Below are 26,227 nucleotides of genomic sequence, written 5' to 3'. Positions count from 1 at the left end.
CGGCAACTGAACACTGAAAGGTTGAGCGCCGTCAGACCGGGATGCAACGACTCTACGGGCATCCCACCAGCCATAGCCCACATAGAAAGCGACCAGCACGGCGATGGCGGCGGCGACAGACAGCACAGTCCCCAGTTTTCCGGGTTCCGGTGGCCGGAAAGGGGCATCGCTTTGAACACCTTCGCGCATCCAGTCACTGCTCATTCAATCCTCCCCCACATCCCGCCCCTTGCTGCTGCGCCAGATCGCGCGCACCAGCCACAGCCCACCGACGAACGCGCTGGCAAAGCCGAGGAAACCGAAGGCGGGCAGGCCAAACAGGGTGGGGCCGCCCTTGACGGTCATGACGATGGACGAGCCGATGATGAGCGCGGCGATCACCAGCGCCATGGTGAGGCGGTTGGCGGCGCGGTCGATCTGGTCGCCCACGCGCTTGAGGTGCGCGAGCTCGATGCCCACATGCACCTTGCCGCGGCGCGCGTTGCGCAGCAGGCGCGAGACGTCGTGCGGCAGCTGTTCGGCCACGGCGAGCGTGCGGCGCAGGGTCTGCCAGGCCCGGTTGGCCATCACCTTGGGCTGGTAGCGCGCGCGCACCACCTGCTTGAGCAGCGGCAGGGCCTCGGTCGTCATGTGGAACTCGGGATCGAGACTGCGGCCCATGCCTTCGAGCGTGATGAAGGCCTTGATGAGCAGGGCCATGTCGGACGGCAGGCCGAGGTGGTGTTCGCGCAGGATGGTGGTGACGTCGGCGAGCATCTCGCCGAGGTTGAGCTGGGCCAGCGGGGTGCCGTGGTACTGGTCGACGAAGGTTTCGATCTCGGTTTCGAGCGCACCGAGGTTGACGCCGTGCTCGTCGCCGGTCCAGTCGAGCAGCACGTCGGCCACGGTCTGCGGATTGCGCTCCACCAGGCCCAGCAACAGGTTCAGGAGTTCTTCGCGTCGACGCACCGAGAGGCGGCCGACCATGCCGAAGTCGATGAAGGCGATGCGGTTGCCTTCAAGGTAGATGACGTTGCCTGGGTGCGGGTCGGCGTGGAAGAGCCCGTCTTCGACGATCTGTTTGAGCACGGCCTGTGCGCCGCGTTTCGCCAGCAGACTGCGGTCCAGACCCTGGGTGTCAAGCTGGTCGAGTTGATTGCCGGCGATGCCATCCACGAAGTCCTGCACATTGACGCGTTCCTTGGTGTGCATCCAGTGCACCTTCGGCACCACGATCCAGGGCAGGCTGACCAGGTTGGCGGCGATGCGTTCGGCGTTGCGGCATTCGCTGGCGAGGTCGAGTTCGCGCCTGAGCGAGCGCGCGAGCTCACGCACCAGCTGCTGCGGGCGGTAGGGTTTGAGGGCGGGGATTTCGGCCTCGGCGATGGCGGCCAGGCGGCCGAGCAGGCGCAGGTCGGCTTCGATGGTGTCGGTGATCCCGGGACGGCGGATCTTGACGACCACTTCGGTGCCGTCGTGCAGCCGGGCGCGGTGAACCTGGGCGATGGAGGCGGCGGCGAGCGGTTCGGTATCGAAACGGGCAAAAATGGTTTCGGGCTCGCCGCCGAGGTCTTCGCGCAGCTGCGAACGCAGCGATTCCAGCGGCACGGCAGGCACTTGGCTGTGCAGCTTCTCGAACTCGGCGATGTAGTCGGGGCCGAACAGGTCGGCGCGGCCGGCCAGGATCTGACCGAGCTTGACGAAAGTGGGGCCGAGTTCTTCCAGCGTGAGGCGCAGCTGGACCGGGGGTTCGAGCCGCGCCAGCTCGGCCGCGTTGTCCCATTTGAGAGCGTGGCCCGCACGTTCCAGCCGGTCGGCCAGGCCCAGGCGGCGCACGCTGTCGCCAAAGCCATGGCGGATGAGCACGCCCAGAATGGTGTTCAGGCGGCCCATGTCTCGGGCGGCGCCCAGGGTTTCGATCAGCATGCGTGGATCATAAAGACCCGCCGCCGCGCTGCGCGCGTCCCCCCTGAAAGGGGGGGCGATGCCTTACTTGCGGTCAGGCAGCTCGATCTTGACTTCGAGCACTTCCAGGTTGTCCTGGCGCTCCAGCATGACCTTGATGTCGTCCGGATTGATCTTGATGTACTTGCCGATCACGGCCACCAGCTCGCGCTGCAGCGCGGGCAGGTAGTCGGGTTCGGCGGCGTTGCGGCCGCTGCGCTCGTGCGCCAGGATGATCTGCAGCCGCTCCTTGGCGACGCTGGCGGTCTTCTTGTTTTCGCCCAGAAAGAAGGAAAGAAAGGACATGCTCACTTCCTTCCGAACACGCGCTTGAAGAAACCCGCCTTTTCGGCTTCGACGAAACGAAGCGGTTTCTCGGCACCGAGAAAACGGTCGATCACGTCGCTGTAGGCCTCGGCCACGTCGGTGCCCTTGAGGTGGATCGCGGGCATGCCCTGGTTGGACGCGGTGAGCACGTTTTCACTCTCGGGGATCACGCCGATGAGCTTGATGCGCAGGATGTCCTGGATGTCTTCCAGGCTGAGCATCTGGCCGTCGGCCACGCGCGTGGGGTTGTAACGCGTGATCAGCAGGTGTTCCTTGATCGGGTCCTTGCCTTCGATGGCGCGTTTGGTCTTGCTGCCGAGCATGCCCAGGATGCGGTCGGAGTCGCGCACGCTGGAGACTTCGGGGTTGGTCACGATCAGCGCTTCGTCGGCGAAGTGCATGGCCATGAGCGCGCCGGTTTCGATGCCGGCGGGCGAGTCGCAGACGATGTATTCAAAACCCATGGCCGACAGATCGTTCAGCACCTTCTCCACGCCGTCCTGCGAGAGCGCGTCCTTGTCGCGCGTCTGGCTGGCGGCGAGCACGAACAGGTTGTCGCACTGCTTGTCCTTGATGAGCGCCTGGTTCAGGTTGGCTTCACCGTGGATGACGTTGATCAGGTCGTAGACCACGCGCCGCTCGCAGCCCATGATCAGGTCGAGGTTGCGCAGGCCAACGTCGAAGTCGATGACGGCGGTCTTGTGGCCGCGCAGGGCGAGGCCGGAGGCGAAGCTGGCGCTGGTGGTGGTCTTGCCCACGCCGCCCTTGCCTGAAGTGATGACAACGATTTGGGTCATGTGGAGGTTCCTGTGAAGGTGGGAAATGGCTGAAGGGCTGCTGGCAGCCGTCAGGCAGACAGGGGATCGATAACCAGTTTGTCTTCGCCATCCGGGCCGGGCATGAGCCGCACCTGGGCGACCTTGCCCCGCACTTCGGGCGGCAGATCGGTTTCTCTGGTGCGGTAGATGCCGGCGATGGAGATGAGTTCGGGGTCCATGACGAGCGCGAAGATGCGCGCGTCGGCGTTGCCGCGGGCACCGGCGATGGCTCTGCCGCGCAGCGGTGCATAGACGTGGATGTGGCCGTCGGAGATGACTTCGGCCCCGGGGTTGACCATGGCCATGACGACCAGATCGCGCCCGCGGGCGTAGACCTGCTGGCCGGAGCGCAGCGGTTTGTCGACCACCATCGCCCCCGGCGCCACCGGGGGCGGCACCGCGACCACCGGGGCGGGTGCCTCGGTCCGGGCCGGCGCACGACTCGGCGCGGGCTGGGGCGCAGGGCTGCGCTGGACGGTGGCGTCGGCCGCGAGGATCAGGCCCGCGGCCAGGGCGGCGGCGGTCTGGGCATCGCTGCCGCCGCGCACGGCGATGGGCTGCAGCCGGTACTGGCGCAGGAGGTCTGCGAGTGCGGCGAAGTCGGACTCGGACTCGAGACCGGCCGCTTCGGCGCCCTGCAGGGGCGAGAGGTCAATGACCAGTGGGTCCTGGTCAAAAAAATCGGGCATGTCGCCGAATCGCTGGGCCAGTTCTTCGCTCAGGCGGACGAGGTCGGCGGACTTGAGCAGCAAGGCCACCAGGGGCAGGTTGGCGCTCTTGATCTCGAAAGTGGCGGGCGCGTTGGCAGCGAGGGCAACGGACATGAAGGGCAGGCTCGGTGGCTGGAGGGAAAAACGAGGTCCCAGCGGATGTGCAAAGGGCGAAGCCGCACAGCAAGACCCGGGCCCACTGCGCGCCGCGCATCTTACCAGCCGGGGGGTGCGCGTTTGTGCCCAGGTGTGTGGCGGTGTGAGGGGCTGTAAGCCCCGTGGCGCGCCGTTCGTCGGCTTGCGCGAGGCAATGCAGGATGCAGCAGGTCTGGGCATACTGAAACCCGTATGAAAAGCACCCCCGTTTCCCCTGAAAAACCGGCCTCCGGTACGCCGGTTTCTGCGTGGACCCGTGTGTCGCTGGTATGGCGCATGACGCGGCCGGCTTTCCTGCTGCTGACCGTGGTGGCCTGCGTGCTGGGCACCGCCACGGCGTCCGCCTGCGGCTGTGGCCTGGATCTGCCGCTGGCGCTGGGCGCGATGGCGCTGGCGGTGCTGGCGCACGCGGCGGGCAATGTGTTGAACGACCTGCACGACGCCCGCAACGGCGCCGACGCCGCCAACACGGACGCCATATCCCCCTTCACCGGCGGTTCGAGGCTGATCCAGACCGGCGCGGTGAGCGAGCAGCAGACGGCCGAGCTGGCCAGGGCGCTGCTGGTGTTCCTGGTGCCTGCCGGCCTGTTGCTGGCGGTGAAGGCCGGCGGTGGTGTGTTGCTGCTGGGCATGGCCGGACTGCTGCTGGCCTGGGCATATTCGGCGCCACCGCTCAAGCTGATGTCCCGCGGGCTGGGCGAGCTGACGGTGGCGCTGGTCTGGTTCCTGGTGGTGGTGGGCGCGGACTATGTGCAACGGCGCCAGTTCTTCGTGATCCCGGCCAGCGCCGCGGCGGGTTTTGCGCTGATGGTGGGGGCCTTGCTGCTGATCAACGGCTTTCCGGACGCCGCGGCCGATGCCCGGGTGGGCAAACGCACTCTGGTGGTGCGGCTGGGTCCTGTGGCCGCGGGCGCGCTGTACGGCGCGCTGGTGCTGGGTGCCCATGCGTGGCTGGCGGCCAGTGTGTGGCTGCTGATTCCGCCGATGCCGGCGCTCTGGGGACTGGTTTCGCTGCCCTTCTCGCTGGCGGCCCTGGTCTGGCTGCTGACCCATCTGCACCAGCCACAGCAGCTGAAGCCCGCCCTGGCCCTCACCGTGGCGGCCACGCTGTTGCACGGTCTGGGCATGGCCTGGGGCTTTGCCCAGATGGCGGGCCTGCACTGAACCCCCGGTTTTTGGCGGTTGCACAGGGATGTTTTGCACAACCCTGTGCGTAACTTTTTAATAAACACCACTTTATCCACAGGATGCTGCTCCAGCGCGGGGTTATCCCCGTTTCGGTTCAGCAGCAACAGGGCCGTCTTCACACGCTTGTACTGGCGCCAAGTCCTTGATTGGCCAGTAAAAAAGCCGCTTGTCCACACAAAAGCGCCTGCTCTACTACTCCTACTAATTTGAAATAAAGATATAGAAGAGTAAGAACAACCGGGGAAATCCCGTCCGGCGCCCGGACGGACAAGTCCAAAAAAAGTGACACCGGTCGGTGTTGGAAACAGGTTCCGGTTGTTTTGGGTCCAGAAGGTGTTCCACCAGCGAAACACGCGGGAACTGCGGCCGAAGATCGGCTGTCGGCGCCTGTTGCTCACAATCCTGTGTATAACTTTTTAACAAGTTTCATGTTATCCACAGAACTGTGGTCAGGTGCCGGGTTATCCCCTTTTCTGTCCGATGGCAACAGGGGCGCCTTCACAGGCTTGTACGGTCATCAAGTCCTTGATGGCATTGGGGAAAAAATGCTTGTCCACACAAAAGCGCCCGCTCTACTACTCCTACTAATTTGAAATAAAGATATAGAAGAATAAGAAAGCCAAAAAAAAACCGCCCGGGGGACCGGGCGGTGGTGGCAAAAAACGCGGCGCTGAAGACGCGCAGCGTTTCAGAGCGTGTGTGTGACGAGTTTGAAGTCCGGGTCTTCCGGGAACGGTTTGACGCTGTAGCCCAGGCCCTTCATCAGGCGCAACATGCCCGGGTTGTTGGCCAGCACCAGGCCTTCGATCTCGGCCAGGCCCTTGTCGCGCGCTTCTTCCATGATGCTGAGCATGAGACGCGAGCCCAGGCCCTTGCCGTTGAAGTCGTCGGCCACTACCAGCGAAAACTCGCAACTGGCCTTGTCGGGGTTGGTGATGTAGCGCGACACACCCACGATGCGCTCGGTTTCCACGATCTCGCCATCGGCACCGGTCTTGCGGGTGCGGTGGATCGCCACCAGCGCCATTTCGCGGTCGTAGTCGATCAGGGTCAGGCGCGACAGCATCGACGGCGGCAGTTCCTTGAGCGACGACACGAAACGGAAATAGCGGCTCTCGGGCGAGAGGTTCTGCACCAGGTCCTGCAGCATCTGGGCGTCGTCGGGGTGGATCGGGCGGATGGTGTACTCACCACCGCCGCGCAACGGCCAGATCTGCTCGTAGCGCGCCGGGTAGGGCAGGATGGCCAGGTGAGCGTAGTTGCGGGCCGTGGCGGGGGCGCTGTCGATCACGATGCGGGCGTCGACCGCCACCGCGCCCGATTCGTCCACGATGATGGGGTTGATGTCCATCTCGCGCAGCTGCGGCAGCTCGCAGACCATTTCCGAGACGCGCAACAGCACGTGTTCCAGCGCGTCCATGTCGACCGCGCTGGCGCCGCGCCACTTGACCAGGGTTTCGGCGACGCGCGAGCGCTCGATGAGCCGTCGCGCCAGGAACTGGTTGAGCGGGGGCAGCTCCATCGCGCGGTCGTTGATGAGCTCGATCATGGTGCCGCCGGCACCGAAAGCGATCACCGGGCCGAAGGGGTCGTCGGTCACGAGACCGATGTAGAGCTCGCGCCCACGCTTGTTGCGCGCCATCTTCTGGATCGTGACGCCGTTGATGCGTGCGCCGGGCTGGGCTTTTGCCACCGCCTGGATCATGGTGTTGTAGATATCGCGCACGCCGACCGCGTTGAGCACGTTGAGCGCCACGCCGTTGACGTCGCTCTTGTGGCTGATGTCGGGCGAGTCGATCTTCAGCGCCACCGGGTAGCCCAGCTGGGTGGCGATCAGCATGGCCTCGTTGGCGCTGCGCGCCAGGATGGTCTGCGTGACCGGGATGTGGAAGGCCGACAGCAGGGCCTTGGACTCCATTTCGGTGAGGATCTTGCGCCGCTCGGTGAGCACGTTTTCGATCAGCAGGCGCGCGCCCTCGATGTCGGGCTTGGCCAGTGTGGACAGCGGCGGCGGGGTCTGCTGCAAGAGCTGCTGGTTCTGGTAGAAGCTGGCGATGTTGCCGAAGGCGCCCACGGCGGCTTCGGGCGTGCGGAAGCTGGGGATGTTGGTCGTGGCCAATACAGCGCGCGCTTCACCCACCGAGGCATCGCCCATCCAGCAGCAGAGCAGCGGTTTTCCCAGGCGGGGTTTGAGCTCGGCCATGGCGCGCGCCACGTCGGCCGCGTTGATGCCGGACTTGGGCGAATGCACCACCAGGATGCCGTCCACCGTTTTTTCATGGCCGGCGGCGTCGATGGCGGCACGGTAGTGTTCGGCTGTGGCTTCTTCGGACAAATCGATCAGGTCGGTGAGCGAAGCCAGGGCAGGCAGCCGGGGTTTGAGCCCGGCAGCGGTTTCGGGAGAGATCTGGCCCAGTTCGAGCCCGATTTCACTCACCCAGTCGGCCGCCAGCACGCCGGGGCCGCCACCGTTGGTGACGATGGACAGGCGCTTGCCCACCGGGCGGTAGCGTGAGGCCAGGCATTTGGCGGCTGAAAACAGCTCGACAAAAGAGCGCACGCGCACCGCGCCGGCGCGGCGCAGGGCGGCATCGAACACGTCGTCGCTGCCGACGATGGTGCCGGAGTGCGTCTGCGCGGCCATGTTGCCCGCGGTCTTGCGCCCGGCCTTGAGAACGACCACCGGCTTGGCGTTGGCGGCGGCGCGCAGCGCGCTCATGAAGCGGCGAGCGCTGGAGATGCCTTCCATGTAGACGACGATGCTGTGGGTCTGGGCATCGGAAGCGAGGAAATCGAGCACCTGGGCGATGTCGACCGAGGTGTTGGGTCCGAGCGAAACCACGGTGGAAAAGCCCACGGCGTTCTGGCTCGCCCAATCCAGGATGGACGCGGTGAGCGCACCCGATTGCGAAACCAGCGCGAGCGGACCGACGGCCGCGAGCGGACCGACCACGCTGGCGTTGAGGCCGGCACGCGGACGCTGGAAGCCCAGGCTGTTGGGGCCGAGCAGGTGCATGCCGTGGCGGCGCGCGACGCGGTGCATGTCGCCGGCCATGTCCGCCGAGGTGCCGCTGCCGACCACCAGCGCGGCCTTGCACTTGATGCGACCAGCGACTTCGAGCGCCGCAAGGGCTTCGGTCGGTGGCAGGGCGATGATGGCCAGATCGGCCCGGGTCTGGGCCAGGTCGGCCAGGGTGCCGGTGGTGTGGATGTCGAGGAACACCAGGTTGCCGGTGAAGCGCTGGGCGGTCAGCGCGTTGACCAGCGCCCGGGCTTGCGGTATCTGGCTGTCGGGGTCGTCGGTTCTGCCGGCAAAGACGGCGATGGTTTCGGGCAGGAAAAGCGGGGTGAGGTAATGTTTGTCCATGAGGGACTCAGGTTGCTGAAAATTGGGATTGTTCGTGTTCAGTCGGCGCCGATCAGCACGCGCACATGGGCCGCGACGCTGCGGGCGAGGGGGCTCAAAACGTAGCCGCCCTCCAGGCAGGAAACGATGCGGCCCTGGCAGTGCTTTTCGGCCATCTTCACGAGCTGTTGGGTGACCCAGGCGTAGTCGGCCTCCACGAGGCCGAGGTTGCCCATGTCGTCTTCGCGGTGGGCGTCGAAGCCGGCCGAGATGTAGATGAGTTGCGGTGCAAAGGCGTCGAGCGCGGGCAGCCAGTGGTCGGTGACGGCGGCACGGAAGGCGTCGCTGCCGCTGCGGCTGGGCAGGCCCACGTTGACCATGTTCGGGCCGACGGCGTTTTCGCCGTTGAAGGGGTAGAGGCCCTTTTCGAAGATGGAGCACATCAACACGCGCTCGTCGCCGCGGAAGATGTCTTCGCTGCCGTTGCCGTGGTGCACGTCGAAGTCGATCAGGGCCACGCGCTCCAGACCGTGCACGTCGAGCGCGTGGCGCATGCCCACGGCGATGTTGTTGAAGAAGCAGAAGCCCATGGCGGCTGAACGCTCGGCGTGGTGACCGGGCGGGCGCACGCTGCAGAAGGCGGTGGTGGTGCTGCCCGCCAGCACCAGGTCGGTCGCCTGCACGGCTGCGCCCGCGGCGCGCAGCGCGGCGCTGAGGGTGTGGGGACACATGTTGGTGTCCGGGTCCACCGCGTGCAGGCCATCCTTGGGCGAGGCTTCGAAGATTTCGCGCACGTAGAGCGAGGCGTGCGCGCGGCCGAGCTGTTCTTCGGTGGCCAGCGGGGCGTCGTACGGGATCATGTAATCCAGCAGACCCTTGACCAGCAGGTGGTCGTTGATGGCGCCCAGGCGCTCGGGGCATTCCGGATGGTGCTCGCCCATGTCGTGGCGGGCGCAGTCGGCGTGGGTGATGTAGGCGGACAGCATGGTTTTGGGGTCTCCTCGGGCGGTGGTGATCGGCCGGGCCTCTGCGTGCCCGTGCGGATTGACATGCATCAATCTAGACCCGAATGCTGACAAGCATCTTGACGCACCGCAACAAGACCTTGCCGGAGCGAACACCTCAGACGCAGAACGCGGCACGACCGGAGCGCGTGCCTGCCACCCAGGATGCGGTGGAACCGGCTTCGCCGGGCCACTCGCGTTGCCCCTTGGGGGGTTGGGGGCTGCGGCTCCAAGCCTGCCTGCGCAGGCTCGGACAGCCCGAAGAAGCTTCGGCTCTGACGAAGCTGCGGCCTGCAAGGCACGCGAAGCGGCGCGGGGGAACCCTCAATGAAGTCCCGTCAGGGACGCCGCCACCGCGCGCTTGAAGGGCGTGAAACGTTCACCCAGGCCCACCATGGCCTGGCGCAGCAGGCGGGCCGGCGTCTCTTCGCGGGTGTAGAGCGTGGCCAGGGCGTGGGTGGCCATGTAGAGGCCGCGGCTGGCGCCCTGGTGGGTGCGCTGGTAGCGCTGCAGCAGGACGGGCGAGGCGATGTCCTGCCCTTTTTGATGCGCCTGGATCAGCGCTTGGGACAGCGTGTCGATGCTGCGCAGGCCGAGGTTGAAGCCGTGGGCTGTGACCGGGTGCATGCCCACGGCGGCATCGCCCACCACGGCGAAGCGTTGCGCCACCAGGCGGCGCGACCACACGCCCACCAATGGGTAGGCGTGGCGTGTGCTGCTGAGCCGCATGGTGCCGAGCTGGTGGCCGAAGCGTTGCGCCATGGCGGCGTTGAACGCGTCTTCCGGCAGGTCCATCAGGGGCTGCAATTCCTGGCTGGGCAGGGTGAGCACGATCGAGGAGCGCGGCAGGCCGGTCTGCGGACAGGGGTTCATGGGCAGCAGGGCGAGCGTCTGGCCGTGGTCGAACCACTCCCAGGCGGTTTCAAAGTGCGGCTGCTCGTGCGTCATGTTGCAAACGAGCATGGTGCGACCGTAGTCGTGCATATCCGCCGGGATGCCCATGGCGCGGCGGGTGCTGGAATGGCGGCTGTCGGCGGCCACCACGAGCTGGGCGCTCAGGCGCTGGCCGCTGGCGAGCGTGAGGTGGGCGCCGCTGGCGTCGGTGTGGATCTGGCTCACCTGTTCGCCGCAAACCAGGCTGGGGGCGGTGCCGCTGGCGTCGTCAGGCGCCATGGCGGCTTCGAAGACGGCGCGGCGGATATGGTGGTTGGCGACGAGGAAGCCGAGCTCGGTTTTGTGGCTGAGCTGGTGGCTGATGAGCATGCGCTGCTGGCCGGGGCCGGCGCCGCCGTCGAGCACGAGCGCATCGCGCAGCGGAGCGATGTTGGCGTCGCCCAGCAGGGGCCAGATGCCGAGCTGGCGCAGCCGTTCGGCGCTGTGCTGGGTGAGGGCGATTTCGCGGCCGTCGAAAGCGGGGTTTTGCAACGACTCCCGTGTCTGCTGTTCGATCAGGCCGATGTGCAGTCCGCAGCCGCGCAGCGCCCGGGCCAGGCTCAGGCCGGCGGGGCCGGCGCCGATGATGATGAGGTCGAAGTCCATGGCGGGGCAGCTTATCGGGTGGCTGGCTGGCGGGGCTTGACTCAGGTCAAGCCCATGAAAAAGCCCCGACAGGCGGGGCTTTGGAAAGTGTACGAGTCAGGCTCAGCTGCGGGGCTGCGCCGGGGCATCGCAGCCGGCACCGCCACCCATGCCGCCCATGCGGTGGTGACCACCATGGCCGCCATGACCGTGTTTGCCCATCATGCCGCGCTCGCCGTGCATGCCGCGTTCACCCTTCATGCCGGCGCGCTGGAAGCCGCCGTGGCGCTGGGTGTCAAACACCTTCTGCTGTTCGGGCGTGAGTGCGGCGTAGAAGCTCTTGGTGGCGTCGATGCGCTTGTCCATCCGGGCGTTGCGCTCGGCTTTCAGGGCCTGCATCTTGTCGAGACGCTGCGGCGTGGTCAGCTTCGCCCAGTCTTCCCGGCTCTGGCTGCGGGCCATGCGCGGTTCGGGTGCGGTGCGGGCCACGAAGGCGTTCCACGCGGCTTCCTGAGCCGGTGTGATTTTCAGGGTTTCCTTGAGTTGGGCCTGGCGCTCGGCCATGCGCTTTTGCATGCGTTCCATGCGCCAGGCCTGCTTCTTCGACATCTCTGCCGAGCCCGGACCGGCTTCGGTGCCGGCCTGAACACGCTGGGCCATGTGTTGTGCCCGCATGTCTTGCGACAGGGCGCCTGGACCCATGCCCTGGGCAATGGCGGTGGCAGAAACGCCGACGAAGGCGGTGGCGAGGGCAGCGGCGATGAGGGTGCGTTGGCTGAACAGTTTCATGAATCACTCCTGAACGGTTGATGAAAAGCTTTCCAGATGTCTCAGAGGTTTCTGTTTCTGGAATGGCTTCAGTGTGAGCAGCGGCTGTATCTGCTCTGTGCCGGAGTGATGCCGGTTTGTAAAGATTTGTTCCGCTAACGCCTGGATCGCTTGCGGCAGATCAAGGATCCACCGCCGGGCCGCCCCAAGGTGGATCAGCCCCCCTGGGGGCAGCGACCCGCGCAGCGGTGGAGCGTGGGGGGTCAGAGACTTCCCAGGTCGTCGAGGATCGGGCAGTCGGGCCGGTCGTTGCCGGGGCAATGGCACAGCAGTTCGTCCAGGGTGCGCTGCATGGCCTGCAGCGCTTCGATGCGCTGGCCGAGTTCGTCGCGGTGCTTCTGCGCGATGCGCTTGACGCTGGCGCTGCTGCGGCGCCGGTTGTGCCACAGGCTCACGAGTTCGGTGATGGCGTCGAGACCGAAGCCCATGTCGCGCGAACGGCGGATGAAGCGCAGGGTGTGCACGTCGGCCAGACTGTACTGCCGGTAGTTGCTGTCGGTGCGCGCCACCGTGCCCAGCAGGCCGAGCGCTTCGTAGTGGCGCAGCATCTTGGGCGAAATCCCGCTCAGGCTGGCGGCGGTACCGATGTTGACCGGCCAGGCGCCCGCGGCATCCAATGGGGCCTCGACTGCTTCGTTGGGCTGCGCGGTACCGCCGGTGTGTCTCATGCAGCGACGGTGTAGCCTTCTTCGCTGATGGCCGCGGCCACCGCCTCGCGCGGCTGTTCGGTTTTGACTTCCACCAGGTTCTGGCTGCGGTCAATGCGCACCTCGGCCTGCGGGTCCAGGGTCTTGATGGCGGTGGTGACGGCTTTTTCGCAGTGGCCGCAGGTCATGCCCTGGACAGTGAAGGTTTGTTGGCTCATGGTGGTTCCTCAAGTTGAAAGCTTGCATCTTCAGCCTTGACACGCTGTCAAGGTCAAGTCCCCAGGCGATGAACGATACACCTTGTCGCTTGACCTTCCCATGGGGGTAAAGCTTATCCTTGACCCATGAATACCCTGACCGCAGTGGCCGACTCCGGCGTCGTGCCCGAATCCCTCGAGCTGTGCCAGATCGACCTGGGCATCGGCGGCATGACCTGTGCGTCGTGTGTGTCGCGCGTGGAAAAGGTGCTGAAGAAGCAGCCTGGCGTGAGCGGTGCGAGCGTGAACCTGGCCACCGAGTCGGCGCGCGTCATGCTCTCCGGCCCCGACGACGCCGAAACCCTGGCGCGCATCAAGCGCGCGGTGCGCGACGCCGGCTACGAACCACGGTCCATGGCCGCCATGGACGAGGACAGCAACGAACGCTGGCACGGCATCCCCACCGACTTCCTGCCCGTGCTCGCGGGCCTGCTGCTCTCGGCCCCGCTGGCCCTGCCCATGGTGGGCGACCTGTTCGGCAAACACTGGATGCTGCCTTCGTGGATGCAGTTCCTGCTCGCCACGCCGGTGCAGTTCTGGCTTGGCGCGCGTTTTTACAAGGCCGGCTGGCATGCGCTGAAGGCGCTCACCGGCAACATGGAGCTGCTGGTGGCCATCGGCACGACGGCGGGCTGGATGCTGTCCACCTGGCTGTGGTGGCGCTCCGAGCCGGGCGAGATGGTGCACCTGTATTACGAAGGCTCTGCGGTGGTGATCACGCTGGTGCTGCTGGGCAAGTGGCTGGAAGCGCGCGCCAAGCGCCAGACCACCAGCGCCATCCGCGCACTGCATGCGCTGCGGCCCGAGTGGGCGCACCTGCTGCCCGATGACATCAAGCGCACCGAGGAGACCGACGTGCCGGTCGACGAGTTGCTGCCGGGCGACCTGATCACCGTGCGGCCGGGTGAGCGTTTTCCGGCCGACGGCACGGTGGCGCAGGGCAGCACACAGGCCGATGAATCCATGCTCACCGGTGAAGCCATGCCGGTGGCCAAGGCGGTGGGCGATGGCGTGACGGGCGGTGCGCTCAACGGCGAGGGCGCGGTGCAGGTCAGCGTGCGCGCGGTGGGCGCGCAGAGCGTGCTGGCGCACATCATCGCGCTGGTACAGGACGCGCAGGCGGGCAAGGCGCCGGTGCAGCGTCTGGTGGACAAGGTGGCTTCGGTGTTCGTGCCGGTGGTGCTGGTGATTGCGCTGTTCACGCTGGGCGGCTGGTTGTACGTGGGCGCGCCGGTGGAAGAGGCTTTGCTGCACGCGGTGTCGGTGCTGGTGATCGCTTGCCCCTGCGCGCTCGGCTTGGCCACGCCCGCGGCGATCATGGCCGGCACGGGCGTGGCGGCGCAACACGGCATTTTGATCAAGGACGCGCAGGCGCTGGAGATCGCGCACCGCGTGGACACCGTGGCGTTTGACAAGACCGGCACGCTGACCGTTGGCCATCCGCGGCTGCGGCTGATCGAGGCCGCTGCCGGCGTGGACGAGGTGGCGGTGTTGCAGGCGGCGAGCGCGCTGCAGGCGCAGAGCGCGCACCCACTGGCGCGCGCCGTGCTGGAGGCCGCGGCCACGCGTGGACTGACGGTGGCTGCCGATGCGGCGCAGGATGTGCAGGCGGTGTCGGGCCGCGGCAGCCTGGGCACGGTGCAGGGCGCGAAGCTGGCGCTGGGCAGCCTGCGCTGGATGGACGAGCTGGGCGCGGCGATGGGCCCGCTGGCGGCGCGCGCGCAGACGCTGCAGGACGAAGGCGCCACGGTGTCGGTGCTGGCGGCGCAGGGCGAGAGCAGTGCCCCCGACCCTGGCTCCGCCAGGCCCCCCGAGGGGGTGCAGCCGTACTTGGGGCGGCCCGGCGAACGGCTGATTCAATGGGCACCGCTGGCCCTGCTGGCCTTCGCCGACGAAGCCAAGCCCGGCGCGGCCGCTGCGCTGGCCGGGCTGCGGGCCCAGGGCCTGCGGCTCTTCATGGTCTCGGGCGACAACCGCGGCGCCGCGCTGGCCATGGCCCACACGCTGGGCCTGCGGGCCGACGAAGGCGAGGTGATCGCCGAGGTGCTGCCGGGCGACAAGGCGGCGGTGGTTCAGCGCCTGAAGCTGGGCGAACGCGAACCGCCGCCGGGCCTGGTGGCGCTGGCGGCGGTGGAGGGTGGCACGCCGCCCGCATTGTTGGCGAGGGAAAGCGGTGACCCCGCCGCCGGGCCGCCCCAAGGCGGGGTCAGCCCCCTCGGGGGGCAGCGACCCGCGCCAGCGGTGGAGCCCCGGATGAACGCCGCAGGCGGGCAGACGCATGGGGGCCATCACACCGTGGCGATGGTCGGCGATGGCGTGAACGACGCGCCGGCGCTCGCAGCGGCCGATGTCGGCATGGCCATGAGCCACAGCCAGGGTGGCAGTTCCGACGTGGCGATGCACGCTGCGGGCATCACGCTGATGCGCGGCGACCCGATGCTGGTGGCCGCCGCGCTCGACATCTCGCGCCGCACCGTGAGCAAGATCCGGCAGAACCTGTTCTGGGCCTTCGCTTACAACGCCGCCGGCATTCCGCTGGCCGCGCTGGGTTACCTGAGCCCGGTGCTGGCGGGTGCGGCGATGGCGATGAGTTCGGTGAGCGTGGTCAGCAACGCCCTGTTGCTCAAGCGCTGGAAGCCGCCAGTGCAGCGGTGAAACGCCGTGGGGTGGGCGGCTGTGCGTCGCCTGCCGTCCGGGCGCTGCTACTTGGTGGTCAGGGTTGATTTGCGTCAATCTGGTTCGCGCCGTGTTCGGTGATAGTCTTGGGGCGAGTTAACCGACCGCTGGGTTGGTTTTGATCCCTGAGGAGACAAACACCATGAATCACGAAGCCCTGCGGGTCATCCGCGACGAACACGCCTCGCTGGCGGCGATGCTGCAATCGCTGATGCAGATGGTCCGGCGCGGTCCCGATCCCGAAGGCACCGGCCAGACCGAGCTGTTTTTTGACGTGTTGCGGGCGATGCTGTTCTACATCGACGAGTTTCCCGAGAAGCACCACCACCCCAAGGAATCGGACCTGCTGTTTCCCCGCGTGGCGCGCGTGGCGCCGCACACCATGGCCGCCATTGACCAGCTCGAGCGCGACCACATGCAGGGTGAATTGCGTGTGCGCGAACTCATGCATTTGCTGATGGCCTGGGAACTGCTGGGCGAAACCCGGCGCCAGGCGTTCGAGGACGAGGTGACCCGCTATGTGGATTTCTACCTGGAGCACATGCGGCTGGAAGAGTCGGTGATCCTGCCGGAAGCCGAAAAGAGCCTGACCGACGCCGACTGGCACGCGCTCAACGCCGCGTTCGCCACCAACCAGGACCCCCTGAACAGCCGCGTACCGCGCGACCCGCAGTTCGACCGCCTGTTCACCCGCATCGTGATGCGTGCACCCGCGCCGGTGGGCCTGGGTCAGGGCTGATCGCCGTTCTCCGGGGCGTGGTGGCGGTACCGCCACCGGTGAAACAGCGTAACGTGGTGTGCGAGGGCGGTGGTTTGACGGCTGAGGATGAACACCAGAGTGGTGTTTGCGTGACCAGGGTCAATGCCCGCCGCGGTCCGATCGGGGATGCTGGGAACTGTCCAGTACCAGTTCCCGCCAGATGCGGGCTCGCCATGTCACATCCTGTCCTGCTTCCTCGCTTCGACGCATCCCATGAGCTCTCACGGCAGTTGCACACCCTGGTGCAATGGTTTCAGCGGGTGCCCGACACCCGGGGACAGGGTGGGCACGCCGCTTTTTTCGACGTCCTGCGGGCGGGGCTGGTCGACGTCTGTGCCGCGATCCCCGAGCAGCGGCCGGGCGCCGATGCCTTGGTCATGCTGGCCGTTGCCCAACTGGAGCGCCAGCCCCTGCAAAACGATCCACTGGTCTCCGATCTGCTGCCATTGTTGCGGGCCCACGGCTTTCTGGACGGCGAGCGTCGCACCCAGCTGACGGCGACGCTGCGGCGGCTGTTGGACCGGCACCTGCGCCTGTTCTGGCAGGTGTCGGATGTGCCCGTGCTGGCCGTCGCAACGGCGCGCAGCCAGCGAGTCGCCGCGGTCGATATCAACCCACTCAACCGGTTCTGGACGCTGCGGCTGGGGCAGGTTGGCGCGGAACACCGGGCTGCGGCCAACGAGCCCGATGCCTACCCGAACCAGCGGTCAGATGGCGCTGAACCCGCCATGCCCCCCGCTGCCTGAACCGGCGCGTCGGCCACCCGCCAGCGTGGGCGGGCTTTGGCCCACAATGGCCGGCCATGTCCCGCCACCCCTTGCCCGCTTCCCTGGCGTCTGACGCGCCCGACCGCACGCCCTATCTGCGCCTGGCGCTCGCGCTGTCACTCGGCGCGGCCGTGTCACTGGGCATCACGCGTTTTGCCTACGGCCTGCTGCTGCCGCCCATGCGCGACGACCTGGGCTGGAGCTACACCCTGGCTGGCGCCATGAACACCGCCAACGCGGTCGGCTACCTCATCGGTGCGCTGGCCATGTCGTGGCTGCTCAAACGCCTGTCGCCCATGCGTGTGCTGCTGGCGGGCTCGGTGCTGGCCACGCTGTTCATGGCCGCCAGCGGGTTTTTCACCAGCGCCACGGCGCTGCTGCTGCAGCGTGGCCTGGCGGGCGTGGCCAGCGCCCTGGTGTTCAGCACCGGTGGGCTGCTGGCCGCGCGGCTGGGCGCGCGCCAACCGCACCGGAGTGGTTTCCTGCTCGGGCTGTATTACGGCGGCACCGGCCTGGGCATCGTGGTCTCCGCGCTCGGCGTGCCCTGGCTGCTGGAGCGCGCGGCCGGCCAGCCCCACGGCTGGGCCTGGGCGTGGTGGGGCCTGTCGTTGGTGTGCGCGCTGGCGACGGCGCTGCTGGCCTGGCCCGCGCGCGTGCTCGCGGCCAGCGAAGCCGCCCGCCCGGCCGTGGCCGCGTCCTCCGGGCAAGCCGCAGGCCCGCCCGCCAGCCGCGTGTTCCGCATGCGCGACTTCGCCTTCGCGCTGGCGGGCTATGCCGGTTTTGGCGTCGGCTACATCGGCTACATGACCTTCGTGATCGCGCTGCTGCGTGAGCAAGGCAGCAGCCCCGGCGCGATCACCCTGTTTTATGCGCTGCTCGGCGTCGCGGTCGTCGCCTCTTCGCGCATCTGGGCCGGCCTGCTCGACCGCCACCAAAGCGGCCAGGCGCTGGCGCGGCTCAACGCCCTGCTCGGCGTGGCCGCCATCCTGCCCGCGCTCACCACCGCCTGGCCGCTCGTGATCGCCTCGGGCGTGTTGTTTGGTGGCGTGTTCCTCTCGGTGGTCGCGTCCACCACGGCGCTGGTGCGGCACAACCTGCCACCCGCGCAATGGGCCGCTGGCATCAGCGCCTTCACCGTCATCTTCGCCGCCGGGCAGATCGTCGGCCCCACGGTGGTCGGCCTCATCGCCGACGGCCCGGGCGGCTTGGCGCGCGGGCTGGTGTTTTCAGCGCTGGCGCTGTGGGTGGGGGCGGCGCTGGCGCTGCGGCAGCGGGCGCTGTGAGCTGATGCTCAGCCAGGGATGCGCTGGAGCATCTGCTGCACGGTCCAGATCGGACAGCCCAGTTCGCGCTCCATGGTGCCCGCCAGCGCCAACAGGTCCTGATCACCGGAAACCAGGGCCTCAGCGCCTGCCACCAGCGCCAGCTGCATGAAAACCTCGTCCTGCGTGTCACGGCAAGCCGGCACGCCGGGTGGAGGGTCGGGCCTCTGGACCACGGCCACGAACGGCACGTAGTCCGCCAGCAGTTCGCGCTGTTCGGTGGGCGTCAGTTTGAACTTGGGGTAGGCCAGCACCCGCATCAGCTCTTGCACGGTGGCCGTGCAGGCGAAGGGCAGCAGCTGGCCACTTTGCCAGGCGGCCCGCAGTTGCCGGGATGTGGCGCTGTTGAACACCAGCGCAGACAGCACGACGTTCGTGTCGAGCACGACGCGCAGGGGGCTGGTTTCGCCCGCGGTCGGGCTCATGCGGATTTTTTGCTGCGTTTGGCGGGGGCGGCCTTGTACCGCGGGCTGGGTTCAGCGGCCACCGCGGTGGCGGGTGCCTGGGTGCGCGCCCAGACGAGGGCATCGCTCACGTCGTCAGAGGTGATGCCGAGTTGGGCGAGCTTGGCCCTCACTTCGTCGGCGCGCTGGATGCGCACGGGGGTGAGCACGATCTGTCCGTCGCGGGTCTGCACGTCCACGTAATCGGGCGAGCCGAGTTGTTTCATCACGCTCTTGGGCAGCGTGAGCTGGTTTTTGGCGGTGATTTTTGCCAGCATCTGGATTTTCCGGAAACAAGGAATCCTTACTCTAGCAAACACCGTCCGGATGCGCCAGTGGTTTGCTGCGATCGGGTCCCCATGAAAAAGGGCTCCGTAGAGCCCCTTGTCGTGATTCAGAACGCTGCAGGCGTCAGATCAAACCCTCGGCCTTCATCGCGGCCTGCACCGCCGGGCGGGCCGCCACGCGCTCGCGGTAGGCGGCGAGGTTGGCCAGGCCGCTCACGTCCAGGCCCAGCGGCTTGGCCCAGTTGGTGACGGTGAAAAGGTAGCCGTCGGCCACGGTGAACTGGTCACCCATCAGGTACTGCTGGCCGGCGAGTTGGCCATCCACCCAGGTCAGGCGCTGCAGCAGGCGGTCTTTGAATATCTGCTTGGCTTCGGCGGGCTGGGCGGGGTTGAACAGGGGGCTGAAGCCGCCTTTGTGCAGTTCGGTGCCGATGAAGTTGAGCCATGACTGCAGCTGGTAGCGGGCCAGGGTGCCGTTGGCGGGGGCGAGGTTTTTCTCGGGCGCCTGGTCGGCGATGTACTGCACGATGGCCGGGCCTTCGCGCAGGGTCTCGCCGCTGTCGAGCGCGAGGAAGGGCACGTAGCCCAGCGGGTTGACGAGGTAGTAGTCGCTGCCGTCGGGCAGCTTGTGGGTCTTGGTGGGCGCAGCAACGGCTTCGAAGGCGAGGCCGGCTTCGTGCAGGGCGATGTGGGGCGACAGCGAGCAGGCGCCGGGCGAGTAATAGAGCTTCATGGGGTGGTTGCCTCGGGTGTTTCTGGTGTGGTGGCCGGCCCGGAGCGGGGCACCGGGTGGCGGGATGCTAGCGGACGGGCCGGTTTTCTGCTGGGCGCGAGGGCTTTGGCGCTGTGTGGCCTGGTGGACGGTGGGTCGGTGCGTCAATTGGACTCATGAGGCTGTTAAGTTGTTGGTATCTTGAGGTTCCAATTTCGAGCTTTGCCACACCAAGGACCGCCATGGCCACGGGACAGTTTGCCTACGCCAACAACACCAACCGCTTTCTGGCCGCGCCCGAACTGGGCGCACAGCCGTTTGCCGTGGCCGGTGTGCCGTACGACGGCGTGGTGACGAACCGGCCGGGGGCGCGTTTCGGCCCGCAGGCGATCCGCGCGGCGAGCCTGATGCTGTGCGACGGCATCCACCCGGTGTTTGACGTGTCGCCGCTGGGCCAGCTGGGCGATGCGCTGGACATGCGCCTGCCGAACGCCTCGCCGCTGCCCGAGGTGCGCCGCGCCATCGAGGCGCAGGCCGCGGCGCTGATGGCGAAGCACCACAGCGTGTTCCTCGGCGGCGACCACTCGGTCACGCTCCCGCTGCTGCGCGCGGCGAAGGCGCAATACGGCGGCGGCGAGCCGCTGGCCTGTGTGCATTTCGACGCGCACTGCGACACCTGGAGCGATCACTTCGGCGAACCCTCGGGCCACGGCACCTGGACCTATGAAGCGCTGCAGGAGGGGCTGATCAGCCCGGCGCACACGGTGCAGATTGGCATCCGCTCCAGCGGCGAGCGCGCCGCGCGCGAGTACGTGGCACACCAGGGCGGGCAGATCTTCACCGCGCGCGCGCTGCGCGGTCTGGACGGTGCGGGGTTGCGGCCCGCCATCGACGCGATCCGCGCCCGCATCGGCCAGCGGCCCTGTTACCTGACGCTGGACATCGATGTGCTGGACCCGGCGTTTGCGCCCGGCACCGGCACGCCCGAGCCCGGCGGGCTGACCAGTTCGCAGGTGCTGAGCTTCATCGAGGAGCTGGCCGGGCTGAACTGGATCGCCATGGACTGCGTGGAGGTGGCCCCGGCCTACGACCACGCCGAGCTCACCAGCAACGCCGCGGCGAACTTTGTCTGGACCTACCTGTGTGGCCAGATCGCCAAAGTGGCCCAAGCGTCGAAAGGGGGCTGAACCATGTTCTCGCGCTCCTTGCTGGGCTCCGACACCCAGCTCAACCAGCAGAGTTATTACGAAGCCAGCGTGGTCCGGCCCTTGCCGAATGCGCCTCTGTACGGCGCGGTGCAGGCCGACGTGGTGGTGGTTGGCGCGGGTTTTGCGGGCCTGAGCGCGGCGCTGGAGCTGGCGCAGCAGGGCCTGAGCGTGGTGGTGCTGGAGGCCGACCGCGTGGGCAGCGGCGCGAGCGGGCGCAACGGCGGTCAGGCCATCGTGGGTTATGCCAGCGGGCAGGGGCCGTTTGAAGCGCAGCTGGGTGAGGCCGATGCGCAGTGTGCCTGGGACATGTCGGTCGAGGCGGTGGACCTGATCGAGCAGCGGTCCCTGGCACTCGGCATCGACTGCGACTGGCAGCGCGGCTACACCTATGTGGCCGAATCGGCCCGAAAGGCGCGCGCGCTGCAGGCCGAGGTGGACGATCTGCAGCGGCGCGGCGTGGCCTGTGATGTGGCCACCGGCGACGATGTGCGCCGTCTCATCGACAGCCCGCGTTATGTGGCCGCGGCGTACGAACGGCGCTCCGGTCATCTGCACCCGCTGAAGTACGCGCTCGGTCTGGCGCGGGTGGCGCAGGCGGCGGGCGTGCGCCTGTTCGAGAACACGCCGGTGACCGCCCTGCGCCGCGGCCCGGCGCTGGTGGCCACGACCGCGCACGGGCAGGTGACGGCGCGCTTTGGTGTGCTGGCGGGCAACTGCATGCTGCCCGAGTACGGCCCGCAGGTGGCGCCCGAGATCACGCCGCGCGTGATGCCGGTGGGCACCTACATGGTGGGCACCGCGCCGCTGGACCCGGCCCTGTGCGAGCGCCTGATCGCGCACAAAGCGGCGGTCTGCGACAACAACTTCGTGCTCGACTATTTCCGCTTCAGCGCCGACCACCGACTGCTGTTCGGCGGGCGCGTGAGCTACACGACCATGACGCCGCACGACCTGAAGGGCGTGATGGCGCGGCGCCTGTGCGCCGTGTTCCCGGCCTTGAAGGGCGTCCCGATCGAATACGTCTGGGGCGGCTTCGTGGACATCAGCATGAACCGTGCGCCCGACTTCGGCCGACTCGGCGACAACCTGTATTACCTGCAGGGCTTCAGCGGCCACGGCGTGGCGCTCACCGGGCTGGCGGGCCAGCTCGTGGCCGAGGCGGTGGCCGGGCAGGCGGGCCGTTTTGATGTCTTCAGCCGCCTGCAGCACCGCCCGTTTCCCGGCGGCTCCCTGCTGCGCACGCCCAGCCTGGCGCTGGGCATGCTCTGGTACCGCTTGCGCGACGCGTTCTGAGGGCCGGTGCCCCCAGCCACATCACTGTTGCTGGCGCGGCTCGCCCTGTTCGTTCACCGTGATGGTCCTGCCCGGGTCCGCTGCCATCTGGACGCGGTGGTCCTGACCGCGGAAGCTGTAGGACACGTCCCAGAACGCGGGCTGCGCGCCGCCGGGGGTGTTTTCGCAGCGCCGCACATCCTGCGTGGCGGCCTGCCCGTCGCGGCCGACGTTGGCGCCGAGCGCGGCACCGGCGATCACGCCACCCACGGTGGCGATGTCCTTGCCACTGCCGCCGCCCACCTGGTGACCCAGGATGCCGCCGATCAGGGCGCCGGCCAGCGCACCGGGCACGTTGGCGTTGCCGCCCTGACCCTGGACCTGTTCACGCTCGACCCAGCAACGTTGTCCGGAAGTGGCGAGCACGGCCCGCACGGACGTGACCGGGGCTTCGAAGAGCCGTTCGTTGTTGCGGCGGCGGCTGTCATAGACCGCCACCGGTTGTGGCGCGTAGCGGTTGTTGTCGATGCGGCCGTTGCCTTCGACGGTGCGCACGGACGAGATGCGGTCGTTCATGCCCATCGCTTCCAGTGACGGATAGCGGCCGGGGCGCAGCACGACGCAGCGGCCATTGAACCGGGTGTCGTTGCAGACCTCCCAGCGCTCGCCGATCACCACCGCCGAGGTGGCGCGGTCGTTGAAACCGGCCCGTTCGAGGTTGGCAATGTTTTCTTCGGTGGTGAAGGAGCGGCCCTGGAAGCCTGCGCGCTCGAAGAAGGTGACCTGACCGTCCGCCCGGGCAGCTCCGGGGGCGGGGGCGTAGCGGTTGTCGGCGATGCGCGCGTTGCCCGCGACGGTGCGGACCGAGGTGACCTCGTTGTCCAGGCCCATCGCTTCCAGCGACGGGTAACGTCCGGGGCGCAGCACGACGCAGCGCCCGCGGTAGCGGTTGTCGTCGCAGACCTCCCAGCGTTCACCGACCACGACCGCCGACGAGGCGCGGTCGTTGAAGCCGTAGCGGCGGAAGTTGGGGATGGCGCCGGTCGTGGTGAAGGAACGGCCGTCGAAGCGTTCGCGCTCATAGAACGTGACCTGGGGCGCGACCACGACCGGACCCGGCGCATAGCGGTCGTCGTCCACGCGAGCGTTGCGGGCGATGGCGCGCGCCGAGGAGACCTCGTCGTTCAGGCCCATGTCGGCGAGCGAGGGGTATTTGCCTGGGCGCAACACCACGCAGCGGCCCTGGAAGCCGCTGTGCTCACAAACCTCCCAGCGGTTGCCGACGATCACCACGGACGAGGTGCGGTCGTTGAAGCTGTAGCGGTCGAACCGGGGGATTTCCTGGTTGGCACGCACGGTCCGGCCGCCAAAGTCCGGGTTTTCGTAGAAGGTGGCCTGGGCGGCCACCTGGGCACTGAAGACGATGCCGGCCACGGCCAGCAGGGTTCTTGAGAGGGAAGTCATGTGGGTGTCTCCTGAATGGGTATCGCTGGTCAGGATGACCTCCGGGGCTGCCCGTGTCTGTGCGTTGGCGCACACCTGCCGCGCCGGCGGCTGGACCAGCGCTGCCGTTTCAGGTGCTCATCAGGCTCTTGACGGCTGCACTGAGCACAGGACCGCAGCGCTGGATGTCGGTCAGCGGCGCATAGCCGTAACCGATCACCAGACCTTTGAGGTCGTTGAGGGCGAGGCAATAGGCCGAGAGCGGGCGCACGGTGAGCCCTTGTTGCGCGAGGCGCTGGGCGAGGGCCTTGTCGTCCGCGTGCGAGGGCAGGCGCAGGCACAGGTGCAGGCCCTGTTCGGCGCCGCTGATGAACGGACCATCGGTGTCGGCCGCGAGCACGGGTTTGAGTGCTTCGAGCAGGGCAGCGCGCCGTTCGCCGTAACTCTGGCGCGCGCGGCGCAGCGCGCTGCTGAAATGGCCCATCTCGATGAACTCGGCGAGCGCGGCCTGCAGCGGCATCTGGCCCGGGCGGTTGAGGTCGTAATGCGCTTGCTTGAAGGCGGTGACGAGCGGCTTGGGAACGACCAGGTAGCCGAGCTTGATGCCGGGGTAGAGCACCTTGGAGAAGGTGCCCATGTAGAGCACGCGGCCATCGGTGTCCAGGCCTTCGAGGCTGGAGATCGGCGGGCCGCTGAAGCGGTATTCGCTGTCGTAGTCGTCTTCCAGCACCCAGGCGCCGTGGGCACGCGCGGTGGAGAGCAGCTGGTGGCGCCGCGGCAGCGACATCACCGCACCGGTGGGGTACTGGTGCGAGGGCGTGACGTAGATCAGGCGCGGTGGCCGGGCGTTGTCGGCGGCGCCGGGGCAGATGCCTTCGTCGTCCACCCGCACCGGATGGATCGCCAGACCGGTGGCCATGAAGGCCTTGACCGCGCCCCAGTAGGCCGGATCTTCCACCCACACGGTGTCGCCGTGGTCGGCCAGCAGGCGGGCGCAGAGTTCGAGCGACTGCTGGGTGCCGGTGGTGACGATGACCTGGTCGGCGTCGAGCTGCACGCTGCGGAAGACGCGCAGGTAGTCGGCGATGGCCCGGCGCAGCGGCGCGTAGCCGCCGGAGTCGTTGTAGTCCAGCATGTCCGGGTAGGTCATGCGCCAGTGTTTGTTCTGCAGCCGCTGCCAGAGCGTGAGCGGGAAGGCGCTGAAGTCGGCGATGCCGGGCGTGAAGGGCTGGACTTCGAGTTCGGTGGCGCAGAAGGTGGTCGACAGGGCCAGACCGCGGGCCGACAGGCGCGCGGGCGCCACCGTCGGGGCGCCGCGCTGGTGGGGCCGGGCGGCGGAGGCCGGGTTGACCCGTGGCACGTTGTCGTTGACGAAGGTGCCGCTGCCCACACGGCTGACCAGATAACCTTCGACGCTGAGCTGGTTGAGGGCCGCGACCACGGTGTTGCGCGAGAGACCCAGGTCCAACGCCAGGTCGCGGCTGGAGGACAGGCGCTCGCCAGCGCCGAGCTTGCCGTCGAGCATGGCGCGGCGCAGTGCCTCGTAGAGCTGGCGGTGCAAGGGCAGGGCGTCTTGCGCACCCAGGCGGTTCATTTCACTGAGCAGGAACTCGGACAGCATGGGTGGACAGGCGGGAGAAAGGGAGCGATCGGTGACCATGATGACCGTCAAATGGCACCATGGAGTGGCTTCAACTGGCTCTGATTGTGATCCAATTGACCCGTCAGAATCAACCACCTGTTTGGAGATGTCATGAACAAGCCGCCGCCATGCATGGTTTGGCTGCCCGCCGACCACCGCCTCATGGGCGACCACGGGCATCTGATGCCGTTTCTGCTGCTGGGTGACAAATACGCCCGCGCCGTCAAGGTGGGCGCCCAGGCCCAGCCGGTGATGTTTCCGCTGGCCGAGACGGGTGACATCAGCGATCTGCTGTCGATGGTGGATGGCGTGATGCTGACCGGATCACCCTCCAACGTGCACCCCTCGCATTTCGCTGAAGACGTGGCCGACCCCAGCCTGCCGCTGGACCCCGCGCGCGACTTGCTGACGCTGGCGCTGGTGAAGGCCTGCGTGCACGAAGGCGTGCCGCTGCTGGGCGTGTGCCGGGGCTTTCAGGAGATCAACGTGGCGCTGGGCGGCACGCTGCACCAGCGGGTGCACGAAGTGCCGGGCCTGACGGACCACCGCGAACCCAAAACCGCCCCGTTTGAAGAGCAGTACGCGCCCAGCCACCCGATCCGCCTGGCGCCGGGCAGCGTGTTCGAGACCTGGGCCGGTGGCGCGGAGGCGATGGTGAATTCGCTGCACGGCCAGGGCATCAACCAGCTCGCACCCGGGCTGGAGGCGCTGGGCCATGCGCCCGATGGCCTGGTGGAGGCGTTCGGCGTCAAGGGCGCCCACACCTTTGCCTACGCCGTGCAGTTCCACCCCGAATGGCGCTGCTGGGAAACACCGTTTTATGCCGCGATCTTCGAGGCCTTCGGCAAGGCCTGCCGCCAGCGCATGAGCTTGCGCATGCAGGCCGCTGACCTGAACCGCAGCCGTGTCACGATCAACTCCTGAGTTTTCCGACCCGACACCACCGCACACAACGACAGACAAGGAACCGGCC

The 26,227-nt window shown here is 67.6% G+C and carries 23 protein-coding genes; 8 read left to right on the top strand and 15 right to left on the bottom strand.

Annotated elements, in window-relative coordinates:
* Positions 1-204: 204 nt before the first annotated feature.
* The 4 genes from AC0GNO_RS15035 to minC all read right to left on the bottom strand — a co-directional run bounded on the left by AC0GNO_RS15035 (position 205) and on the right by minC (position 3,892).
* Complete coding sequence (locus AC0GNO_RS15035; RefSeq protein ID WP_472904523.1) at positions 205-1,905, bottom strand: ABC1 kinase family protein; 1,701 nt, start codon at positions 1,903-1,905, stop codon at positions 205-207.
* A gap of 63 nt (positions 1,906-1,968) precedes the next feature.
* On the bottom strand, positions 1,969-2,229 hold the full coding sequence (gene minE, locus AC0GNO_RS15030; RefSeq protein WP_472888919.1) for a cell division topological specificity factor MinE: 261 nt from the start codon (positions 2,227-2,229) through the stop codon (positions 1,969-1,971).
* Positions 2,230-2,231: 2 nt separating this feature from the next.
* Positions 2,232-3,047 (bottom strand): septum site-determining protein MinD, encoded by an 816-nt coding sequence (gene minD / locus AC0GNO_RS15025; protein WP_305361873.1) that lies wholly within the window; start codon positions 3,045-3,047, stop codon positions 2,232-2,234.
* Positions 3,048-3,097: 50 nt separating this feature from the next.
* The gene (gene minC / locus AC0GNO_RS15020; protein WP_472904522.1) at positions 3,098-3,892 is read right to left on the bottom strand and encodes a septum site-determining protein MinC; all 795 of its coding nucleotides are present in this window, start codon (positions 3,890-3,892) and stop codon (positions 3,098-3,100) included.
* A gap of 318 nt (positions 3,893-4,210) precedes the next feature.
* On the opposite strand from minC, the gene AC0GNO_RS15015 reads away from it, so the two are divergent.
* Positions 4,211-5,098: a UbiA family prenyltransferase gene (locus tag AC0GNO_RS15015; RefSeq protein ID WP_472904521.1), complete on the top strand. Its 888-nt coding sequence runs from the start codon at positions 4,211-4,213 to the stop codon at positions 5,096-5,098.
* A gap of 712 nt (positions 5,099-5,810) precedes the next feature.
* On the opposite strand, the gene AC0GNO_RS15010 is transcribed toward AC0GNO_RS15015, so the two are convergent.
* From AC0GNO_RS15010 to AC0GNO_RS14985, 6 genes are all read right to left on the bottom strand, one after another.
* Entirely contained in the window at positions 5,811-8,489 is a 2,679-nt protein-coding gene (locus tag AC0GNO_RS15010; protein WP_472888922.1) for a bifunctional acetate--CoA ligase family protein/GNAT family N-acetyltransferase, read from the bottom strand.
* Between the two features lie 38 nt (positions 8,490-8,527).
* Positions 8,528-9,454, bottom strand: coding sequence for a histone deacetylase family protein (locus tag AC0GNO_RS15005; RefSeq protein WP_472904520.1), 927 nt, complete (start codon positions 9,452-9,454; stop codon positions 8,528-8,530).
* Between the two features lie 342 nt (positions 9,455-9,796).
* A complete protein-coding gene (ubiM, locus tag AC0GNO_RS15000) occupies positions 9,797-11,011 on the bottom strand; it encodes a 5-demethoxyubiquinol-8 5-hydroxylase UbiM (protein ID WP_472904519.1) in 1,215 nt (404 codons plus the stop codon).
* A 102-nt stretch (positions 11,012-11,113) separates the two neighbouring features.
* Positions 11,114-11,779 carry a Spy/CpxP family protein refolding chaperone gene (locus AC0GNO_RS14995; RefSeq protein ID WP_472904518.1) on the bottom strand — a complete coding sequence of 222 codons (666 nt, stop codon included), beginning with the start codon at positions 11,777-11,779 and terminating at the stop codon, positions 11,114-11,116.
* A 242-nt stretch (positions 11,780-12,021) separates the two neighbouring features.
* Positions 12,022-12,486 (bottom strand): Cu(I)-responsive transcriptional regulator, encoded by a 465-nt coding sequence (cueR, locus tag AC0GNO_RS14990; RefSeq protein WP_472904517.1) that lies wholly within the window; start codon positions 12,484-12,486, stop codon positions 12,022-12,024.
* Complete coding sequence (locus AC0GNO_RS14985; protein WP_472888927.1) at positions 12,483-12,683, bottom strand: heavy-metal-associated domain-containing protein; 201 nt, start codon at positions 12,681-12,683, stop codon at positions 12,483-12,485. Before AC0GNO_RS14985 ends, cueR begins: the two co-directional genes overlap by 4 nt.
* 126 nt (positions 12,684-12,809) lie before the next feature.
* Between AC0GNO_RS14985 and AC0GNO_RS14980 the strand changes: the two genes are divergently transcribed.
* From AC0GNO_RS14980 to AC0GNO_RS14965, 4 genes are all read left to right on the top strand, one after another.
* Entirely contained in the window at positions 12,810-15,377 is a 2,568-nt protein-coding gene (locus AC0GNO_RS14980) for a heavy metal translocating P-type ATPase (RefSeq protein WP_472904516.1), read from the top strand.
* A 163-nt stretch (positions 15,378-15,540) separates the two neighbouring features.
* Positions 15,541-16,137: a hemerythrin domain-containing protein gene (locus AC0GNO_RS14975; RefSeq protein ID WP_472888929.1), complete on the top strand. Its 597-nt coding sequence runs from the start codon at positions 15,541-15,543 to the stop codon at positions 16,135-16,137.
* Positions 16,138-16,388: 251 nt separating this feature from the next.
* Positions 16,389-16,904 carry a hypothetical protein gene (locus tag AC0GNO_RS14970; protein ID WP_472904515.1) on the top strand — a complete coding sequence of 172 codons (516 nt, stop codon included), beginning with the start codon at positions 16,389-16,391 and terminating at the stop codon, positions 16,902-16,904.
* 56 nt (positions 16,905-16,960) lie between these two features.
* Positions 16,961-18,208 carry a YbfB/YjiJ family MFS transporter gene (locus AC0GNO_RS14965; RefSeq protein WP_472904514.1) on the top strand — a complete coding sequence of 416 codons (1,248 nt, stop codon included), beginning with the start codon at positions 16,961-16,963 and terminating at the stop codon, positions 18,206-18,208.
* Positions 18,209-18,216: 8 nt separating this feature from the next.
* On the opposite strand, the gene AC0GNO_RS14960 is transcribed toward AC0GNO_RS14965, so the two are convergent.
* The 3 genes from AC0GNO_RS14960 to gstA form a co-directional block, all read right to left on the bottom strand.
* Positions 18,217-18,672, bottom strand: coding sequence for a putative toxin-antitoxin system toxin component, PIN family (locus AC0GNO_RS14960; protein ID WP_472904513.1), 456 nt, complete (start codon positions 18,670-18,672; stop codon positions 18,217-18,219).
* Positions 18,669-18,968, bottom strand: coding sequence for an AbrB/MazE/SpoVT family DNA-binding domain-containing protein (locus AC0GNO_RS14955; protein ID WP_472904512.1), 300 nt, complete (start codon positions 18,966-18,968; stop codon positions 18,669-18,671). The genes AC0GNO_RS14960 and AC0GNO_RS14955 overlap by 4 nt, the downstream gene beginning before the upstream one ends.
* Before the next feature lie 133 nt (positions 18,969-19,101).
* The gene (gene gstA, locus AC0GNO_RS14950; RefSeq protein WP_472904511.1) at positions 19,102-19,710 is read right to left on the bottom strand and encodes a glutathione transferase GstA; all 609 of its coding nucleotides are present in this window, start codon (positions 19,708-19,710) and stop codon (positions 19,102-19,104) included.
* A 221-nt stretch (positions 19,711-19,931) separates the two neighbouring features.
* Between gstA and speB the strand changes: the two genes are divergently transcribed.
* Complete coding sequence (gene speB / locus AC0GNO_RS14945) at positions 19,932-20,876, top strand: agmatinase (RefSeq protein WP_472904510.1); 945 nt, start codon at positions 19,932-19,934, stop codon at positions 20,874-20,876.
* Positions 20,877-20,879: 3 nt separating this feature from the next.
* Entirely contained in the window at positions 20,880-22,190 is a 1,311-nt protein-coding gene (locus tag AC0GNO_RS14940; RefSeq protein ID WP_472904509.1) for an NAD(P)/FAD-dependent oxidoreductase, read from the top strand.
* A 21-nt stretch (positions 22,191-22,211) separates the two neighbouring features.
* On the opposite strand, the gene AC0GNO_RS14935 is transcribed toward AC0GNO_RS14940, so the two are convergent.
* Together AC0GNO_RS14935 and pdxR are read right to left on the bottom strand one after the other, a co-directional pair.
* Complete coding sequence (locus AC0GNO_RS14935) at positions 22,212-23,633, bottom strand: beta/gamma crystallin-related protein (RefSeq protein WP_472904508.1); 1,422 nt, start codon at positions 23,631-23,633, stop codon at positions 22,212-22,214.
* A 109-nt stretch (positions 23,634-23,742) separates the two neighbouring features.
* Positions 23,743-25,233, bottom strand: a complete 1,491-nt coding sequence (pdxR, locus tag AC0GNO_RS14930) for a MocR-like pyridoxine biosynthesis transcription factor PdxR (protein ID WP_472904507.1) — start codon at positions 25,231-25,233, stop codon at positions 23,743-23,745.
* A 132-nt stretch (positions 25,234-25,365) separates the two neighbouring features.
* On the opposite strand from pdxR, the gene AC0GNO_RS14925 reads away from it, so the two are divergent.
* Positions 25,366-26,178, top strand: a complete 813-nt coding sequence (locus AC0GNO_RS14925) for a gamma-glutamyl-gamma-aminobutyrate hydrolase family protein (protein WP_472904506.1) — start codon at positions 25,366-25,368, stop codon at positions 26,176-26,178.
* Positions 26,179-26,227 lie beyond the last annotated feature (49 nt).

This window comes from Hydrogenophaga sp. L310, from assembly GCF_055703065.1.
The sequence above is the reverse complement of the archived record's forward strand: the minus strand, read 5'-3'. Positions and strand labels throughout refer to the sequence as shown.